Source organism: Rhizobium sp. PP-CC-3G-465 (assembly GCF_004343445.1).
GTDB lineage: Bacteria > Pseudomonadota > Alphaproteobacteria > Rhizobiales > Rhizobiaceae > Ferranicluibacter > Ferranicluibacter rubi.
Genome location: NZ_SLYH01000011.1, coordinates 54,826 through 72,986 on the forward strand (window position 1 = coordinate 54,826; position 18,161 = coordinate 72,986).

Here is an 18,161-nt window from a genome sequence, read left to right on the forward strand (position 1 = left end):
CTGGATGAATGAAAGAACCTCAGCCGAAAAACACCGCTGCAACAGTGGCCGACGTAGCGCGTCTGTCGGGCGTGTCGAAAGCCACGGCCGCGCGTGTGCTCGGCGGCTATGGAACCGTGAGCGACAAGGCGCGGGACGCGGTGATGCTGGCTGCGCAGGAGCTCGATTATCGGCCTAACGAACTAGCCCGCAGCATGACCACCGGCCGGTCGGGAACGATCGGCGTCGTCGTCGGAGATATCGAGAACCCGTTCTTCGGGTCGGCCGTGCGGGGCATTTCGGATGCGGCCCGCGCGAGCGGCTTTAACGTCGTCCTTGCCAATTCGGGTGAGGATGTCGCGGCCGAGCGCGCCGCGATCGAGACCTTGGTGGCAAAGCGGGTCGATGGCCTGATCGTGTCGCCGGCACAGGAAAGCACGATCGGCCATCTCGAAGACATCGGCCATGCGGGCCGGCCGCTGGTCCTGCTGGACCGCGCCATTGCGGCACTGGCGGTCGACAGCGTCACGGCGGACGATCGGCAGGCATCGGAAGCCGTCACACGTCTGCTGGTCGAGCGCGGTCACCGCGAGATCGCCTATGTCACGGCCTGCGATACGCCGACGCATCTCTATCGCGACACGAGCGACATCCTGACGGCATCGGTTCGCGAACGCATCGAGGGGTTCCTTGAGGTCGGCGCGCAGGCCGGCATCGCTGACATGCCGCGATGGGTGCGGCTGGGTGCCAACACGCCGGACGCAACGCGCCGGTTGACGATCGACCTGCTGCGCGAGGCCACGCCCCCCAGCGCCATCATCGCGTCGGACAGCCTCATCGCACTGGAGATCTTTAAGGTGGCGCGCGAGCATGGCATCGAAATGCCGGAGGCGCTGTCGCTCGTCACCTTCCACGACGCCGCATGGACGGCGGTGACGACGCCACCGGTCACCGTCGTCCGTCAGCCCGTCTACGAAATGGGAGAGGCGGCCGCGAAAATGCTGATCGAAAGACTGAGCGGTGAGCCGTGTGCGCCGCGACACCTCGTCCTTCCGACGCAGCTGGTGGAACGCGCGTCCATCGCGGTCCGGGGCAACCAAGCCGCCGGTCCCCGCATCTGGAGCCTGTAAACGACGAAGACGCGGACGAGGGCACAGATGTGCGGCCGCGCATCAGCACGGCCGCACCGGTTTGGCGACGGTTACATCGCCGGCAGGATCGCGATATCGCGCAGGTCGTTGTCGAGGCCTGTGATCGCACCGACTTCGGTGGCAGCACCGGTCTCCAGGTTCACCGTGTAGAGCGTCTTGCCGGCGGCGAGATAGGCGGCGTTGCCACCGTTCTCCATGCCCTGGATATCGAAGGCATAGGTTGCCGGCTTGTCCTTCAGACCGAGCTTGCCGATGGCTTTCAAGGTGCCGTCATTCGGCTTCGTCTGCTGGATCAGGCCGCCGATCGTTGCATCGATATTGTACATCGCCGTCTTCTCCGGCTTGCCGATTGAATTGGTATAGGCTGCAGCGACGATGTTCGGTGTCTCGCCCTTGTGCATGTCACCGTCCTCGTATGCGAGCGTGCCATCGACCGTGACGGCGCCGGTATCGGGGTGGACGCGGTGGTTGGTCGTGCCGGTCATGAAGCGCAGCCGATCGGCCATCGGGTTGAAATCGACCACGACAGGGGCGGCCGTCACCGTCAGCATCTTGTCCATCTTGGCGACAGACGTCGCGGCACCCGTCTCGAGGTTGATCGAGACAATCTCGTTTTCCGGCGTGACGCCGATGACGGTCTTGTTTCCGGGGCGAAAGTCGATGCCGACGAGCTTGTCGACGCCGGTGACATCCATGCTCTTCGTGACGGCGGGTTTCTCCGTGTCGAACATGACGAGGGTCTTGTCGCCGGTGAGGCCGAGGACCGGTGCGGCGAGAAGGCTGCCGGCGCTGGCAATGAGAACGGTGGAGGTGATCAAGGCGAAACGAACGGTCTTCATGGAAATCTCCCGTGTGTTGATCCATTTTCGGAAGGCATCTGCGCGTGGACGGCGATGCTTCCTGTCTTGAAGACACGGGAGCTGACCCGTTTGGATGCAGCGGGTTGAAAAATATTTTTAGCCCGCATCCATTTCTGCCGACCGGCGGGTAGAGTATGTAAGGTCGCGCCGACGGCGCGGTGCGATATGAAAGGTCTCGAATGTCGATGGGCGCAGCGCCGGACGATCTGACGACGGCACTTGCCGCCTGCGCGAAGGGTGATCGCACAGCATTGCGCGGCATCTTCGATCGGGAGGCCGGCCGTCTGGTGACGATTGCCGAGCGTATCGTGCGGCGGCGTGATCTCGCGGAAGAGGTGGTTCAGGAAAGCTTCATCCGCATCTGGACGCAGGCCCATCAGTATCAGCCGGATCGCGGCTCGGCCCGTGGCTGGATCTACGCCATCGTGCGAAATCGCGCCCTCAATCTGCTGCGTGACGGCAAGCGGGAATATACGGTCGAAGATGTCGAGGTCCTGCGCGAGCGTGATCAGGTGGATCACGTCATGGCGGCCTGGCATCGGCTCGATCGAACCTCCCGGCTTCACGATTGCCTGGGCGCTCTCGACGACACCAAAAGGCGCGGCATTCTCATGGCCTATATCGGTGGATATTCCCATGGCGAGATCGCCGGCCGGCTGAGTATCCCACTCGGCACGACGAAGTCCTGGATCCGGCGCGGTCTCTCCGCATTGCGGGAGTGCATGACATGAGCGAAGACCGGACCGATATCGGCTGCATCGCCGACGAATATGTGCTGGGCTTGCTGGATGCGATGGAGGCGCGGCAGGTCGAGGCCGATATGGAGCGCGATCCCGACCTCAAAGCCGCGATCGCCGCCAGCCGGGAGCGTTTTCTGCCCCTGGACGACACGGCAGAGCCAACTGTTATCGATGACGATCTATGGAGCCGCATCGATGCCGCGCTGCCGATGCAGGGTGCTGCGCCTGCCGACGTATCAAGACTGACGGCAAACGACAACCGGCCGGGCGGCTGGCGGGCGACAGCGCTTGCGGCCATGGCCGCTGCCGTCATCCTCGCCGTTGCGCTCTCATTCAATCTCATGCGCACCGTCGAGCCGCTCGTCGTGGCGGTGCTCGTCAACGAGGCCGGCGACATCCAGGCAATCGTGGAGGATTTCGGCAACGAAAAGGCAGCCGTCCGGCTGCTGGCGGACTTTACGGTTCCCGAGGGCAAGACGATCGAGGTCTGGACCCTGCCGTCGCCCGAACGCGGCCCGGTATCGCTCGGTCTGATCGACGACGCCCGCTCGGTGCGACTGGATGGGCCTGCCTTGCCCAAGCCGCACGACAGCCAGCTCTACGAGCTGACCCTGGAACAGGCGGGTGGCTCCCCGACCGGCCGACCGACGGGCCTGATCCTCGCGAAGGGCTTCGCCAAGATCACGCGGTAATACCAAGTGTCGATCTATTCCTTGATCTCGATGCCGGCCTCATGGGCGGCGGCAATAAAAGACAGCCGGGCGGCTTCCGCCGATTTCTTGCCTTTCATCGCCGCTTCCAAGGTCAAGAGCGCCGCGTCCAGCGCCTCGCCGTCCTCGAGCGGCCAGTCTTCGATCAGCGCCCAGGATGCCTGCTGATTGTTGGTAATGGTGGTGAACGTGCCGGGTCCTTCCAGCGCGAGCGAGACACCCTTGTTCCAGTCATTGCTCACTTCATGGCCTCCAAATAGCGACTTGCCCGTTCCTTACGGCATAATGCCTTTTACCGAAATCGATTCGAGCATGACATCACGCAAACGGGCGCCATGAAGGCGCCCGCTGCCGTTTCAGGATTGGCCGGATTATTCGGCCGCGACGGTCTTGCCACCTTCCCACTTGTAGACGGAGAAGCTCTGCGAGGTCAGGTCGCCGGTTTCGCCGTAGGTCAGATCGCCGATGGCGGTCTTGATGGGCGCGCCGTCCTTCAGAGCCTGGGCGACAACTTCGGCATCGTCCTTGCTGCCCGCTTTGGTGATGCCAGCGGCGATGACTTCGACGGCGGCATAGGCGTTCAGCGTGAAAGCTTCGACCGGGATGTTCTTGGCGGTCAGCGCGTCGGCTGCGGCCTTGCTGTCGGCGCTCTTCAGCGCGTCGGCGGCATTGGTATAGATGGTGCCGTTGGCGTCATCGCCACCGGTGGCGATGAACTCGCTGTTCGAAAGGCCATCGCCGGCGATCAGCTGTACGGTCATGCCGGCATCCTTCATCTGGCGCACCAGGAGGCCTGCTTCCGGGTGGTAACCGCCGAAGTAGAGAACCTCGACGCCTTCCGACTTCATGCGCGTCACGAGGGCGCTGAAATCCTTGTCGCCGGCCGTCAGCGCGTCGTTGAAGATTTCCGTGACGCCGGCGGCGTTCAGCGAGGTCTTGAAGGCATCGGCAAGGCCCTTGCCGTACTGACCCTTGTCGTTGAGGATCGCGATCTTCTTGTCCTTGAACTTCTCGACGACATACTTCGCGGCAACGTCCGCCTGCTGGTCATCGCGGCCGCAGGTGCGAAAGACGGTGGTCAGGCCGCGCGCGGTGAGTTCCGGCGATGTCGCGGTGGGGGTGACCATCAGCGTGCCGTTCTCGGCGAAGGCGACGGAGGCCGGGATCGATACGCCCGACGTGACCGGGCCGACGACGAAGCGAATGTCTTCGGCGATCAGCTGGTTGGCAGCGGAGACGCCCTGTTTCGGCTCGCCGGCATCGTCGGCGATCTTCAGAACGAGCTTCTCGCCGTTGACGCCGCCCTTCTTGTTCAGCTCCTCGACGGCCGTTTCGGCGCCGTTCTTGATCTGCGCGCCGATGGCCGCGACCGGGCCGGTCAGCGGTGCGACGAGACCGATGGTGATGTCAGCATGGGCAAGCGTCGCGGCGAGCGGCGAAAAGGCGAGCGTTGCCGCCAGCGCCGCCGTAATGGTCTTCAATGTCATGTCCGTCTCCTTGGGACGCGGGGGGGACGCGGGCCTCCCAACCCGCTGGTGATGCTGCGTCGGGCCATTCCTTCGTCCGGCGCCGCGATGGGTGGCGCAGGGAAGAGAGGGCAGGGCCCTCGACCCTCGATGCGGCCATGTTTGGCTCGCATCGTAAGCGACGGATTTGTAAAAATATTCGGGCGTTCGCGCAAGAAGATGGTCGAGATCTGCACCGTTTCGACAGAGAATTTCGCCTGTTCTCGCGCAGACGTGAAGGGCACGTCCTTCGCAGGCCTCCGCGTCACGCAGGAAGAGCGTTCAGCCTTGCGGCAACCATCTCCTGCAGGCGCCAGAGGTTTCGGTCGAGAATGTTGCGTTCGCAAAGATCCGAGACCGTCCGGTGAAGGTACTCGGCGCAGGATCCGGCGGGGCCGCAGGCCTGGGCGATCAGCACGGCGGCCTCTTCGAGGGGAATGCCTTCGGTCAGGGGACAATGCCTGGTGCTGGCCCAGAATGTGAGAACCTTGCGGGTGCCCGCCGGCGTCCTGACCGGTATCCAGCGTACCATGCCGGTCACTTCGGCATAGCGGATCTCGCGGGCGAGAAGCGTGCGCAGCTCTTGCCGCTGCGTTTCGGCCGGCAGCTTCAGGATGCGGCCGGCACAGCTTCCGCCCGGCCTCAGCGCGAGCATCAGCCCCGGTGCTGCCGAGGTCGCCCGCAGGCGTTCGATCCGCAGCGAAAACGCGCGGTGCCATCCATAGGCGATGGCGGGCTCGCTCGCCGAGGCCGCAAAGCCCGGGTTCCACATCAGGGAGCCGTAGGCAAACAACCAGATGTCACCGTCTGCTTCCGCCTCGATGCGGTGGACGAGGTCGTCCAGCTCAGCCGGCGAGATCGGCGTGCGGTTCGGTTCAGGCCCCTGATCCTCGACGACCCGCAACGTTTTTGCGACCAGCTCGGGGGTGAGCTGAAGAGCTGTGGCGTTGCGGGTCATATCGTTACCGTTTCGTTCGGGCGCCCCGGGGGATGATCGTCCCGCGGCATGAAGAGGAAGGCAGCGACGGATGCAAGGCTTGCGCCCGTCGCCTTGGCATGGTCAGGCTTGCACGAAGGCCAGCAGGTCGGCGTTGAGCACGTCGGCATTGACGGTCAGCATGCCGTGCGCGAAGCCGGGATAGGTCTTGAGCGTGCCGTTTTTCAGAAGCTTCACGGACTTGTGGGCCGAGGCGCCGATCGGCACGATCTGGTCGTCCTCGCCATGCAGCACCAGCGTCGGGACCGTGATGGCTTTCAGGTCTTCGGTCTGGTCGGTTTCGGAGAAGGCCTTGATGCCGTCGTAATGGGCCTTTGCGCCACCCATCATGCCCTGACGCCACCAATTCTGGATCACGCCTTCCTGCACCGTCGCGCCATCGCGGTTGAAGCCGTAGAACGGGCCGGCCGGGACATCGCGGAAGAACTGGGCGCGGTTGGCGGCAAGCGCCGAACGGAAGCCGTCGAACACCTCCATCGGCAGGCCATCCGGGTTGCCTTCGGTCTTCAGCATCAGCGGCGGCACGGCGGAAACGAGCACGGCCTTGGCGACGCGGCCGGCCGGTTGGCCATGTTTGGCGACGTAGCGTGCAACTTCGCCGCCGCCGGTCGAGTGACCGATATGAACAGCATTCTTGAGGTCGATATGTTCGAAGACCGCGAAGGCATCGGCGGCGTAATGATCCATGTCGTGACCATCGGCGACCTGCGCCGAGCGGCCGTGACCGCGCCGGTCATGGGCGACGACCCGGTAGCCTTTGGAGAGGAAGAACAGCATCTGGGCATCCCAGTCGTCGGAGGACAGCGGCCAGCCATGGTGGAAAACGATCGGCTGCGCGTCCTTGCGTCCCCAGTCCTTGAAGAAGATCTCGACGCCGTCCTTGGTGGTGATGGTGTTCATGCTCTTGGTTTCCTGTGCTTCGGGTTGGGTTGGTGGGGCGTGTGCGGCATCGGCTGCAAGCGAAAGCGAGGCCGGCAGTGCGAGGGACGCGACGGCGACGGCTCCGGAGAGCAGGGCGGTTCGACGTGTCAGGGGAAGGTCGTTGTCCGTCATATCGTTTCCTCGGTTGGTGCTGCTGCCTGTTTGATGAAGCGATTTTGTCGGAAAGCGTAGGTTCAAACAATTGCTGCAATACTGTCGAGTTCGTTGCGCTTTCCGCAATGATCGGGAGGCGGATCGCTCCGCCTCCTTGTCTCCTTACGCAGCGCCCGGACGGTTGATCGTCAGGAAGTGACGGACGACCGGCTTTTCCGGACCACGATGATAGGCGAGAACCTTGCCCTGCAGGTCGGCGTCGGCGTTGGAAACCCGCTTGTGCTGCCGCAGGTGTTCCGCCCAGGATTCGACCATGAACCATTCCACGATCTTCTCCGGATCGGACGAGTCCTCGGTCACGCCCCAGCCGTAGGCACCATCCCGGCGACGCTCGTGGGACAGTCCGTCGATGGCGTGGAGGAAGGCGCGGTGGTTCTGCTTCTCGACCGTGTACTCGATGAGGATCAGGACGGGACCGCGATCATGGGCGACGGGTTCGGCAACGAGGGGTTCCGGCCAATGGTTGGACGGCACCATGTCGGCATCGCCGGCCGGAAGCTTCACCCGGTGCATCAGAAAACCGGCGACGAGAAGGCCAGCAGCGCCGATCACCAATGTCGAGCGGATGCCAACGGCTTCGCCGACGGCACCCCAGCCGAGGCTGCCGGCCGTCATCGCGCCGTTGAACACGGTGAGGTAGACGGCAAGGCCGCGGCCGCGGACCCAGTTGGGAAGCACCGCCTGTGCGGCACCGTTCAGCGTGGTCAGGGCCGTGATCCAGGCGGCGCCGAGGAAGAGCAGGGCGACGATCGCAATCGCCTTCGGCGGGGCGAGCGACAGGATACCCATGACAGCCGCCGTGGTGAGGGCCGATGTCAGGAGGAGGCCGTCGGCGCTGAGACGCTCGCGCAGCTTTGGCATGACCAGTGCGCCACCGATGGCACCGGCGCCGACGGCGCCGAGCAGGATGCCGTAGAAGCTCGCATCCCCGCCGAGAAGCTGGCGTGCAACCAGCGGCAGCAAGGCCCAAACGGCACTGGCGAAGGCGAAGAAGACGGCGGCGCGGATCAGCACGACATGGAGCGGCCGGCTCGACCGGGTGTAGCGAAGCCCGGCCCGGAAAGCGCCGAAGAAGTTCTCCTGCAGCGCATCGTCCGCCTTCCTGGCGCGGGGCCACCAGACCAGCGCGGCGATGACGAAGATATAGCTGGCGACGTCGGCGCCGTAGGTGATGCCGGCGCCGAAGGCCGCAAGGAGAAGGCCGCCGGCCGCCGGGCCGATGGAGCGGGCAATGTTGATGCCCAGCGAGTTGAGCGCCACGGCACTCTTCACATCTTCGCGCTTGACCAGCTCGGGCACGATCGCCTGCCATGTCGGCCCCATCAGAGCAGCACCGATGCCGCCGAGGAAGGTCAGGCCGATCAGCGCGCTGACGGAGAGCATGCCCATCTGGGAGAGGATCATCAGCGAGATACTGACGGATGCGAGCAGGAGCTGGACCGCGATCAGGAACTTGCGCCGGTCGAGAATATCGGTAAGCACGCCGGCGGGAATGGCGAGCAGGAAGATGGGCAGAGTGCCCGCCGCCTGCACCATGGCGACGGCGGCCGGCGAGGCGGAGATGTCCGTCATCAGCCAGGAACTGGCGACGTCGCGCATGAAGCTGCCGGTATTGCCAAGAACCGTGGCGATCCAGAGGACGGCGAAAACGGGTTGTGCGAGAGGCGCGAAGCTGCCCCCGGTCGATTTTGCGGCTGTCATGTGCGGGCTCCCTTGTTGAGGTCCAGTGCTGCGACGAGGACGAAAGCCCCTGCGAGGCCGAGATGTTCGAAGAAGGCATTGGTCGCCATCATGCGATCCATGCCCGGCGCCATGTCCCAGAAACGTAAGGCGATGAACGTGGCGAGAAGTGTGAAGGCGGCAAGCGAGAGTGCGCCGGCCCAGCGCAGGAAGCCTGAGATGACCAGCGCGGAGGCCGTCAGTTCAAAGACGATAACGGCAATGGCGAAGAAAGTCGCGGGCTGCAGACCGAAATGGTTCATCTCGGCAAGCGCGCCGTCGAAGTCGAGGATCTTGGTCAGCGGCCCCTGAATGTAAGCCGCGCAAAGCGCGAGAAGCGAAAGGGTCCGCGCGACCGGGGATCCGATCAGATGCGAGGCACTGCCGCGTATCGTGGCTGTCGATGAGAGGGTCATGTCTGCTCCTTGAGGTTGGCCGATGATCGGCTGAATTCGATGGAGCGATGATGCTAGTTTACACATCGACAAACAATTGAACGAATAGTCACGATATTATATCGATTAATGAAATAATTCGGTGGAAGCGCTTGGCACGGCAAAAATTCGTTGTACATTCAATGGCGGCTGGCCTTCCGATTGGACGGCGGTCGCGGCGAAGCGTCGGATGGTTATCTCGACGACCACAGCTATCGGTGAGGTGATGCCATGTTGATGACCACACGCAAGCCGGCAACGGTCGGCGAAATCCTGACGGAAGAGTTCATGCAGCCACTCGGCCTGACGCAGGCGGTGCTGGCCGAGGCGATGGGCATGCAGCGCAAGCATGTGAACGAACTCTGCAACGACCGGCGCAACGTAACAGCGGCGACCGCGCTCATTCTGGCGCGCGTGTTCGGCAACAGCCCGGATTTCTGGCTGAACACGCAGCGGCGCAGCGACCTGTGGAACGTCATGAATTCGCCCGACGAGCGGGCGCGGGTGGATCGTGCCAAGCCCTTGGCGAAGGCGGCGTAGAAACGACAATCCCGAAACCACTCCGTCCGTGCGACGGGCGACATGTGCCGCCCGTCCTTCTTGACGGTTACACGGCCCAGCAGGAGCAGCCGAGGGCGCCGAAGAAGCCCTTGAGGTCGGAGATCGGCAGTTTCGACGTCCACGCACCGGCATGGTCGTGCCCATGGACGCCGCAATCGCTGGCGCAGCCGCAGGTGCTGATGGCGGTTCGGCGCAACGAGCGGGCACCGGCACCCTCCGGTTCGCCCCAAGCCGCATAACCACCGAACGTGCGCACCGGCGACCAGTCCGGCATAGCCGGGGGCACGTCGTTCTCGTCCAGCGCCTTGAAGTCGCCCGCTCCATAGACGATCCTGCCGCCGACCATGGTCAGTTCAGAGGTCAAAAACGAGATTTCGTCTTCCGCACACGTGAAGAAGTCCTTGTCCGGCACGACGAGATCGGCGAACTGGCCTTTCTCGATGCGGCCCTTCTTGCCTGCCTCGTTGGAGAACCAGGTGACCTTTTCGGTCCACATGCGCAGTGCCGTCTCGCGGTCGAGGCAGTTGGCGCGCGGATAGAGCTGCATGCCGCCGACCGTCTTGCCCGTCACCATCCAGGACAGGGAGACCCAGGGGTTATAGGAGGCGACACGGGTAGCATCCGTACCGGCGGACACGTTCACGCCCTTGTCGAGCATTTTTCTAATGGGCGGCGTGGCTTCGGCAACGCCATGGCCATAGCGCTCGACGAAATATTCGCCCTGATAGGCCATGCGGTGCTGGGTGGCGATACCACCGCCGAGCGCGGCGATCCGGTCGATGGAGCGATCCGAGATCGTTTCTGCATGGTCGAAGAACCAGTTGAGGCCTTCAAGCGGAATATCCTTGTTGACCTTCTCGAACACATCGAGCGAACGGGAGATGGTTTCGTCATAGGTGGCATGCATGCGCCAGGGCCAACGGTTCTCGGCCAGAACCCGGACGACCTCCTCCAGCTCGCCTTCCATCTCCGGTGCCATCTCCGGGCGCGGCTGGCGAAAGTCCTCGAAATCGGCGGCGGAGAACACGAGCATTTCGCCGGCCCCGTTGTGACGGAAATAATCGTTGCCCTGCTTGTATTTGACGCTCGCCGTCCAGTCGAGAAAGTCCTGTTTCTCTTCCTTCGGCTTCTGGGTGAAGAGGTTATAGGCCAGACGCACCGTCATTTGACCTTCATCCGAAAGCTTCTGGATGACGGCGTAATCGTCCGGGTAGTTCTGGAAGCCACCGCCTGCATCGATGACGCCCGTCACACCCAGCCGGTTGAGCTCGCGCATGAAGTGCCGGGTCGAATTGACCTGATAGTCGAGCGGCAGCTTCGGCCCCTTGGCGAGCGTCGAATAGAGGATGCCCGCATTGGGCTTCGCCAGCAGCATGCCCGTCGGGTTGCCGTTGGCATCCCGGGTGATCTCGCCGCCGGGTGGGTTCGGCGTTTCCCTGCTATAGCCGACCGCGCGCAGAGCGGCGCCGTTCAGCAGTGCGCGATCATAGAGGTGGAGCAGGAAGACCGGCGTATCCGGGGCGATCGCGTTGATCTCCTCGATCGTCGGCAGACGCTTTTCGGCGAATTGGTGCTCGCTGAAGCCACCGACCACGCGCACCCATTGCGGCGCCGGCGTGATCGCCACCTGACGCTTGAGCATGTCCATGGCATCGGCAAGCGAGCGCACGCCGTCCCATCGCAGCTCCATATTGTAGTTCAGGCCGCCGCGGATGACATGGGTATGGTTGTCGATCAGCCCGGGAAGCACGCGCTTGCCCTTGAGGTCGACGATCTTGGTCTCGGGCCCGGCCAGCGCCATGATCTCGCTGTCGGAACCGACCTCCAGAAACAGTCCGTCCTTGATGGCAATGGCCGTCGCATTGGGGTTGGCGCGGTCGAGCGTGGTGACGCGGCCGTTATGGAGAATGCGGTCTGGATGCATGGTGTTCGCTCCGGTCTGGTTGGGGTCGGCGGCTTTCGCCGGTGGGAAAAGGTTGGAGAACGCCAAGCTTGAGGCTCCCGCAAGGACGTTTCGACGCGTGGCCATCAGCTGCGCTCCTCGACAGACGGTTTTGGATGTTGGGCGACCTCGACACGTCCGCCGCCCTTCGGAAGGTGGCCGAACACGTGCGGCTTGATCTGATGAAGCCAGGAAACGGCCGCCGGCTCACGCGTCCAGAGCGACTTGGCGAGGGGAACGACCTGCTCGCCGACGAGAATGCCGAGAAGGCCGACAAGCGCGATGACGGGCGGTGCCGGCGAGCGGACGTTGAGCAGGCTATAGACGATGCCGACAAGCAGCCCGGCACCGAGCGACAGGAGATAGACTTTCATGGGGATATCCTCCACGATTGCGGAACGACCGCTCCGACAGGATGACCGGAGCGCTCCCAGCGGGCCTTACTTGGCGGGGTTGGGGCCGATGCGCTTGCCATGTTTGACGCGCTCTTCAGCGCCATGGACCATGGTGTAGGCGTAATCGATGCCCATGCCGTAGGCGCCGGAATGCTCCTTCACCAGTGTGGTGACGGCATCATAGGTTTCCTTGCGGGCCCAGTCCCGCTGCCATTCCAGCAAGACCTGCTGCCAGGTGACGGGAATGACGCCGGCCTGGATCATGCGGTCCATGGCGCGATTGTGCGCTTCGAGCGACGTGCCGCCGGAGGCATCGGCAACCATGTAGATTTCGTAGTCCGGCACGTCACGCAGCGCGGACAGGGCGAAAGTCGTGTTGCAGACTTCGGTCCAGAGGCCGGAGACGACGATCTTCCTGCGGCCGTTCGCGGCGTTCTTCGCCAGCGCATCCCGAACGTTCTGGTCGTCCCAGGAATTCATCGAGGTGCGCTCGAGGATATCGTTCTCCGGATGCACGGCCAGAAGTTCCGGGAAGGTGTTGCCGGAGAAGCTCTCGGTCTCCACCGTCGTGATGGTCGTGGGAATGTCGAAGATCTTGCCGGCCTTGGCGAGGCCGACCACATTGTTCTTCAGGGTCTGGCGATCGATCGACTGAACGCCGAAAGCCATCTGGGGCTGCTGGTCGATGAAGATGAGCTGGCTGTTGGCGGGGGTCAGGACATCGAACTTGGACATGGTCTTTTCCTCTTAGTTTCTGGCCGCTTCTGCGGGCTTATCGGTGACAAGCAGCTTTCGTCTCTGCTGCTGACATCAAACCTACGGCAAAGCTCCGGTCTGCAAAATTGCAATAAATATTGAGAATGAATTATCAGAACCGCAACAATTCCCGGGAGGTTCATTGCGGGAATGCTTTTGGAGCCGGCGTGCGAGACCCACCATTGATCCTACGGTCGATACGCAATATTCCTCGTCAACAAATTGCCACAGGTGAAACAATGTCATGAATGACTATAAGGCTCTGCGCACATTTCTGCTGGCTGCCGAAAAACGGAACTTCGCGCAGGTGGCGCGCGAACTCGACATGACGCCCGCCGCCGTCACGCGAGCCATTGCGGCGCTGGAGGCGGAACTGGGTGTGCAGCTCTTCGTGCGTACCACGCGTCAGGTCTCGCTGACGACGGATGGCGCGGTGTTCGCCGCGCAGATCCAGCCGGCAATGAAGACGCTGGAGGACGCGCGGCGCGACGTCATGAACGCGCACAAGGCTGATCAGGGGCGCCTGCGGATCAGCGCGCCGACCTGGTTCGGCAAGGCCGTGCTGCCGCCGATTCTCTCCGGCTTCAAGAAAAAGTTTCCGAAGATGAGTTTCGAGATCTCGCTGTCGGATGGATTGGTGAACATCGTCAACGACGACTATGATCTCGCGATCCGCATTTCCGCACAGCCCTCGGACAAGTTCACCATCTGGCGGAAGATCCGGGTCGTGCCGCGCATTCTGGTTGCCGCACCCGGCAGCCGTTTCGTCGAAATGGCGCATCCGAACGAGCTGACACCGGACGATTGCCTTGCCTATAGCGGCGAGAGCCGGCGGGAGAGCTGGGTTCTCTCGGATGGCGGTTCCAGCATGACGATATCGGCGGGTCGCGACTTCAGCGCCAATAGTGGCGAGGTCCTTGCCGACATGGCCGCCGACGGCGCAGGGGTGGCCATGCTTCCCGGCTTCAACATCGCCGAACACATCCGCACCGGACGTCTCGTCCACGTCTTCAAGGGCTGGGCCCCGCCGGATCTCTGGCTGACCCTGTTCTATCCGCCCTACCAGACGCTACCCCCGCGGATCGCCTCGTTCTGCAAATATTTCGAGGAGCAGCTGCCCGCCTATATGCCCTCGCTGGACTGACCCCCTCGGCGGCAGGAGGTTCGCGGCGGGGATGTCCGCGGTGCTCATTAAACGATAAACGAGTAAAAAAGCCGGACTTCGCCTGATACGACTAGCACATGCGTGCTAATGGCCGTGCCCGTTGGACTGTGTTTTATCCGCTATCTCGACCTTACCGAATTTTACCCGATTTTTGGGAGGTCAGCTTGAGCAGTGGAGATGGAAAGCATGGGACGACAAGAGCAATTGCGAAACCGGAATCGTGGCTTACGCAGTTCGACGGCATTGACCGTCACCCGCCGCTCCCTCCTGCTGCTGCCGATCTCTGCCTCGCTTCTGGCCGGCCCGGTGCTCGCGCTGGATGACAAGGATTATATCCAGGACAGTGGCAATGTCGTCTGGAGCACGGATCAGAGTTTTGCCGATGACATGATCATCGGGCTTGAAAACAAGGGCACCACGCTGACCATCAACAATGGTGCGGATGTGCTGATCGCCAATCGCGGTATCATCGCCGGACTCGGCGGATCGCAGGCGACCGTCACCGTCTCCGGGCCCGGCTCCGCCCTGAACGTGGTGCGAACGCCCTATGTGCTCGGCAACAGCCTGACCGTCGGCGGCGGCTGCAACGGTTACTCCGTCCTGTGCCTCACCGGCGGCGACGGCACGCTGATCGTCGAAGGCGGCGGCAAGGCGGATGCGAAGAACATCTATATCGGCGACGGCCAGGGCGCGCATGGCAAGCTGCTGGTAACCGGCGCTGGATCGGTCGTCTCGGCCGACTACCTCGGCATGCAGGGTCTGCTCGGAACGCCGAGCCTCATCAAGGTCGAGCAGGGCGGTGCGATTCTGTCCAACAGCGCCTCGATCGGCCAGTTTATGACGAGCACGGCGGAGAGCGGCGCAATCGTCACGGGGAAGGGCTCGAGCTGGATCAATACAGGCCGGCTGGATCTCACCGGCAATCTGACGATTGCCGACGGCGGCCAGATGAGCACGTCGCGCGCTGTTCTCGACGACAGCGGCAACCTGACCGTTGCCGGCGCGGGATCGTCCTTTACCGCGACGAACACGATGAGCGTCGTCGCCGACAGCCATATTGTGGTCGCCAATGGCGGTACCCTGAATGTCGCGAATGGGATCAATATCGGCACGGACGGCTATCTCGTCGTCGGCGGGCAGATCGATACGAATGCTCTGCAAGGCCTTCCGCGTGCGCTCGATACGCAAGCCGCCGGCACGGTCAGCACGGGAACCGTCGTGAACTTCGGTACCTCGGGCTCCGGCCGCCTGGTCTTCAACCACACCAATACCGGCTATGACTTCGCCAACAAGATCGTCGGCGACGGGTCGATCGTCAGTCTTTCCGGCGAAACGATCCTCTCCGGCGACCTCACGGGCTTCGCCTCGCTCGACAGCTATGCCGGCGGCGTCATCGTGGACGGAAACAGTCGGCTGGTGCTGAAGGGCGACCTCGGCACGGCCATTGCCGACGACGATACCGTTACCCCGGATCGTACCAATTTCGACGTGAAGAACGGCACGCTGGTCATCGGAGGCCAGACGGGTCAGGTCATCACCAATTTCCTCGGAAGCGAGATCTATACGAGCACCATCGACGTCTGGGGCGATACGCTGAACGGGCAGCGCAACGTGACCGGCGCCTATGGAAAGCTGGCCGGCTTCGGCACCATCGGCACCACCTTCGTTGATCGCGGGGCGACGATCTCGCCCGGCGACACGGGCAATCCGCTGGGAACGTTCACCGTGCGCGGGGATCTCGATCTCGCCGATGGCGCGATCTACGATGTCGATGTCGCCGGCAACGGCGCGAGCGACCGCATCTCGGTGGAAACCGTCAAGCAATATGCCGGCACCGACGCCGCTGGCAACAAGATCACGGTCGATGCCCTCGGGCGCGCGACGATCGGCAAGGACAGCTCGGTTCAGGTGACCGCGCTGGATGCGGCGACCAGCTATCAGACGGGCCAGACCTACAAGATCCTGACGGCGCAGGGCGGCATCACCGGCACCTTCGCCCAGGCCGTATCGAAATCCGCCTTCCTCGACGTCGCTCTCGACCAGACCGCAAAGGATGTGGACCTGAGGATTTCCGTCAAGGACCCGGGCAACGGGCAACCCAACCCCGAGCCGCCCACCACGCCGCCTACGAACCCGGAACCGCCGACGACACCCCCCACCAATCCGGAACCTCCGACGACGCCTCCGACCAACCCGGAGCCGCCAACGACACCGCCTACGAACCCGGAGCCGCCGACAAACCCGAATCCGCCAACGCCGGAACCGCCGACGAATCCCCAGCCTCCGACGAATCCGGAGCCACCCACGAATCCCGAGCCGCCAACACCGGAGCCGCCGACCAATCCCGAGCCTCCGACAAACCCGGAGCCGCCCACGAATCCTGAACCTCCGGAAACCGGCCTGTTCGACAGCGTTGCCGATACGCGCAACCAGGTCGCCGTGGCGCGGTCGCTCAACACGCTCGAGCAGAGCGGGGGGTCGCTCGCGCTCTACAACAGCCTGTTGCTGCTGAGTGCGGACGAGGCCCGGGGCGCCTTCGACAGGTTGTCGGGCGAGGCGCACGCATCGGTCAAATCCGGCCTGATCACCGGCGACCGCCAGACGCGCGATGCGACCAACGACCGTCTGCGCGCCGCCTCGGGCGACGTTGCGGCCAAGCCCGTGCCCGTCAACAACTACTGGGACAATGGTCGCTGGACCGACGATCCCATGTCAGCCGTCACGCCTAAGGTTGTCGATCCCGCGTGGTCCGTCTGGGGCCAAGCGTTCGGCTCCTGGAGCAATATCGACGCCGGCAACGGGGTGGCGGAAGCGGATGTCTCGACCGGCGGCCTGGTGACGGGTATCGACACGCTGGTCGGTCCGGTCTCGCGGCTTGGCGCCTTCCTCGGCTACAGCCGCACCGGCATCGACGTCGACAGCCGGTCGTCCTCGGCCGACAGCGACAACTACACCATCGGTCTCTACGGCGGCACGCAGTTGGGCGCGCTGTCGCTGCGCTCCGGCGTCTCCTACACCAACCACCAGATCTCCACGAAGCGGTCGGTAAATTTTCCCGGCGCTTCGCAGGATCTGAAGGCCGATTATGATGCCGGTTCGTTCCAGGTCTACGGCGAACTCGGCTATGAGATCCAGACGCAATTCGCTGCCTTCGAGCCCTTCGTGAATGTGGCGCACGTTAATCTGGATACCGACGGCTTCCGCGAAAAGGGCGGCTCCGCCGCGCTGCGGGGTGAGGGTGACACGACCAACACGACGTTCACGACGCTGGGGCTGCGCGCCTCGTCGGACGTCACGCTCGGCGGCCTTCCCACGGTTGCGAGCGGTACGCTCGGCTGGCGGCATGCCTTCGGGGATATCGATCCCGCCTCGCGCCTCGCCTTTGCTGGCAGCGACAGCTACGCCGTGAAGGGTGCGCCGGTCTCGCAGGATGCCTTTATCGTGCAGGTCGGACTGGACATGACCCTGTCACCGACGACCACGCTCGGGGTCTCCTACAACGGCGAGTTCGGCGACGACGGCATCGCCAACGGCGTCGACGCGAAGCTGCGCGTGCGCTTCTGATGCGCCGGCTGTTTCTCCTGTCCATCACGGCGGCGCTCGCATGCGCCGCCGTGATGGACGTTTCCGCCCAGACGGCAACGAAGCCGTCCGCATTGTCGGAAAGCTATGACGACTGGACCGTGCGTTGCGCGACGCAAGCTGGCTCTGGGGATAGCGCCGGCGACCCGGCCAAGGGCGCTCGCCAAACGGGGGACCGGGGCAGCGGCCGGGAATGCTCGCTCTCGCAGACCCAAGCCAATGGAAACGGCCAGCGCGTTCTGCTGGTGGAGCTTCGCCCCGCCGAGGATGGCCGTCTCAGGGGCAATCTCATCCTACCCTTCGGCCTCGCCTTGCAGAAGGGCGCGACCTTTGCCGTCGATGATCTGCCGCCCGGAAAACCGGCGCCGTTTCGCACCTGCCTGCCGGTCGGCTGTGTCGTGTCTCTCCTGTTTACCGATGGCATCACGCAGTCCCTGCGCTCCGGCACGAAGCTGATCGTCAAGGCGCAGGCCAGCGATCCCGAGGCCGAGGTTCCCTTCTCCATTTCGCTCAAAGGGTTCGACGCCGCTCTCCAGCGCACCATCGCGCTGTCCAAGCCTGAGTGACGCA

17 protein-coding genes are annotated in these 18,161 nt (G+C 63.6%); 7 read left to right on the forward strand and 10 right to left on the reverse strand.

What is annotated here, in order from left to right; genetic code table 11:
• Positions 1-8: 8 nt before the first annotated feature.
• Positions 9-1,109 carry a LacI family DNA-binding transcriptional regulator gene (locus tag C8J33_RS22990; RefSeq protein ID WP_132665474.1) on the forward strand — a complete coding sequence of 367 codons (1,101 nt, stop codon included), beginning with the start codon at positions 9-11 and terminating at the stop codon, positions 1,107-1,109.
• Between the two features lie 71 nt (positions 1,110-1,180).
• On the opposite strand, the gene C8J33_RS22995 is transcribed toward C8J33_RS22990, so the two are convergent.
• Positions 1,181-1,969, reverse strand: a complete 789-nt coding sequence (locus tag C8J33_RS22995; protein WP_132665475.1) for a DUF4394 domain-containing protein — start codon at positions 1,967-1,969, stop codon at positions 1,181-1,183.
• Positions 1,970-2,169: 200 nt separating this feature from the next.
• Between C8J33_RS22995 and C8J33_RS23000 the strand changes: the two genes are divergently transcribed.
• A complete protein-coding gene (locus C8J33_RS23000; RefSeq protein WP_422038932.1) occupies positions 2,170-2,721 on the forward strand; it encodes a sigma-70 family RNA polymerase sigma factor in 552 nt (183 codons plus the stop codon).
• Complete coding sequence (locus tag C8J33_RS23005) at positions 2,718-3,422, forward strand: anti-sigma factor (RefSeq protein WP_132665476.1); 705 nt, start codon at positions 2,718-2,720, stop codon at positions 3,420-3,422. The genes C8J33_RS23000 and C8J33_RS23005 overlap by 4 nt, the downstream gene beginning before the upstream one ends.
• Positions 3,423-3,436: 14 nt before the next feature.
• Here C8J33_RS23005 and C8J33_RS23010 read toward each other — a convergent pair whose 3' ends face one another.
• The 6 genes from C8J33_RS23010 to C8J33_RS23035 all read right to left on the reverse strand — a co-directional run bounded on the left by C8J33_RS23010 (position 3,437) and on the right by C8J33_RS23035 (position 9,172).
• Positions 3,437-3,682, reverse strand: a complete 246-nt coding sequence (locus C8J33_RS23010; RefSeq protein WP_110729023.1) for a DUF982 domain-containing protein — start codon at positions 3,680-3,682, stop codon at positions 3,437-3,439.
• 129 nt (positions 3,683-3,811) lie between these two features.
• Positions 3,812-4,927 (reverse strand): branched-chain amino acid ABC transporter substrate-binding protein, encoded by a 1,116-nt coding sequence (locus C8J33_RS23015; RefSeq protein ID WP_132665477.1) that lies wholly within the window; start codon positions 4,925-4,927, stop codon positions 3,812-3,814.
• Between the two features lie 283 nt (positions 4,928-5,210).
• Positions 5,211-5,903: a gamma-glutamylcyclotransferase gene (locus C8J33_RS23020; RefSeq protein ID WP_132665478.1), complete on the reverse strand. Its 693-nt coding sequence runs from the start codon at positions 5,901-5,903 to the stop codon at positions 5,211-5,213.
• Positions 5,904-6,005: 102 nt separating this feature from the next.
• Positions 6,006-6,842, reverse strand: a complete 837-nt coding sequence (locus C8J33_RS23025; RefSeq protein WP_132665492.1) for an alpha/beta fold hydrolase — start codon at positions 6,840-6,842, stop codon at positions 6,006-6,008.
• Positions 6,843-7,139: 297 nt separating this feature from the next.
• On the reverse strand, positions 7,140-8,738 hold the full coding sequence (locus tag C8J33_RS23030; protein ID WP_110802382.1) for an MFS transporter: 1,599 nt from the start codon (positions 8,736-8,738) through the stop codon (positions 7,140-7,142).
• Complete coding sequence (locus tag C8J33_RS23035) at positions 8,735-9,172, reverse strand: DoxX family protein (RefSeq protein WP_132665479.1); 438 nt, start codon at positions 9,170-9,172, stop codon at positions 8,735-8,737. Before C8J33_RS23035 ends, C8J33_RS23030 begins: the two co-directional genes overlap by 4 nt.
• A 249-nt stretch (positions 9,173-9,421) precedes the next feature.
• Here C8J33_RS23035 and C8J33_RS23045 point away from each other — a divergent pair, with 249 nt between their 5' ends.
• Positions 9,422-9,730: a HigA family addiction module antitoxin gene (locus C8J33_RS23045; RefSeq protein ID WP_132665480.1), complete on the forward strand. Its 309-nt coding sequence runs from the start codon at positions 9,422-9,424 to the stop codon at positions 9,728-9,730.
• A gap of 67 nt (positions 9,731-9,797) precedes the next feature.
• Here C8J33_RS23045 and C8J33_RS23050 read toward each other — a convergent pair whose 3' ends face one another.
• From C8J33_RS23050 to C8J33_RS23060, 3 genes are all read right to left on the reverse strand, one after another.
• Positions 9,798-11,780, reverse strand: coding sequence for an amidohydrolase (locus C8J33_RS23050; RefSeq protein ID WP_132665481.1), 1,983 nt, complete (start codon positions 11,778-11,780; stop codon positions 9,798-9,800).
• Entirely contained in the window at positions 11,780-12,067 is a 288-nt protein-coding gene (locus C8J33_RS23055; protein WP_132665482.1) for a XapX domain-containing protein, read from the reverse strand. The genes C8J33_RS23050 and C8J33_RS23055 overlap by 1 nt, the downstream gene beginning before the upstream one ends.
• A gap of 66 nt (positions 12,068-12,133) precedes the next feature.
• Positions 12,134-12,823 carry a hydrolase gene (locus tag C8J33_RS23060; RefSeq protein ID WP_132448289.1) on the reverse strand — a complete coding sequence of 230 codons (690 nt, stop codon included), beginning with the start codon at positions 12,821-12,823 and terminating at the stop codon, positions 12,134-12,136.
• 265 nt (positions 12,824-13,088) lie between these two features.
• On the opposite strand from C8J33_RS23060, the gene C8J33_RS23065 reads away from it, so the two are divergent.
• The 3 genes from C8J33_RS23065 to C8J33_RS23075 all read left to right on the forward strand — a co-directional run bounded on the left by C8J33_RS23065 (position 13,089) and on the right by C8J33_RS23075 (position 18,157).
• On the forward strand, positions 13,089-13,988 hold the full coding sequence (locus tag C8J33_RS23065; RefSeq protein WP_132665483.1) for a LysR family transcriptional regulator: 900 nt from the start codon (positions 13,089-13,091) through the stop codon (positions 13,986-13,988).
• A 207-nt stretch (positions 13,989-14,195) separates the two neighbouring features.
• Complete coding sequence (locus C8J33_RS23070; RefSeq protein WP_165929865.1) at positions 14,196-17,573, forward strand: autotransporter outer membrane beta-barrel domain-containing protein; 3,378 nt, start codon at positions 14,196-14,198, stop codon at positions 17,571-17,573.
• On the forward strand, positions 17,573-18,157 hold the full coding sequence (locus C8J33_RS23075; protein ID WP_132665485.1) for an invasion associated locus B family protein: 585 nt from the start codon (positions 17,573-17,575) through the stop codon (positions 18,155-18,157). The genes C8J33_RS23070 and C8J33_RS23075 overlap by 1 nt, the downstream gene beginning before the upstream one ends.
• Positions 18,158-18,161 lie beyond the last annotated feature (4 nt).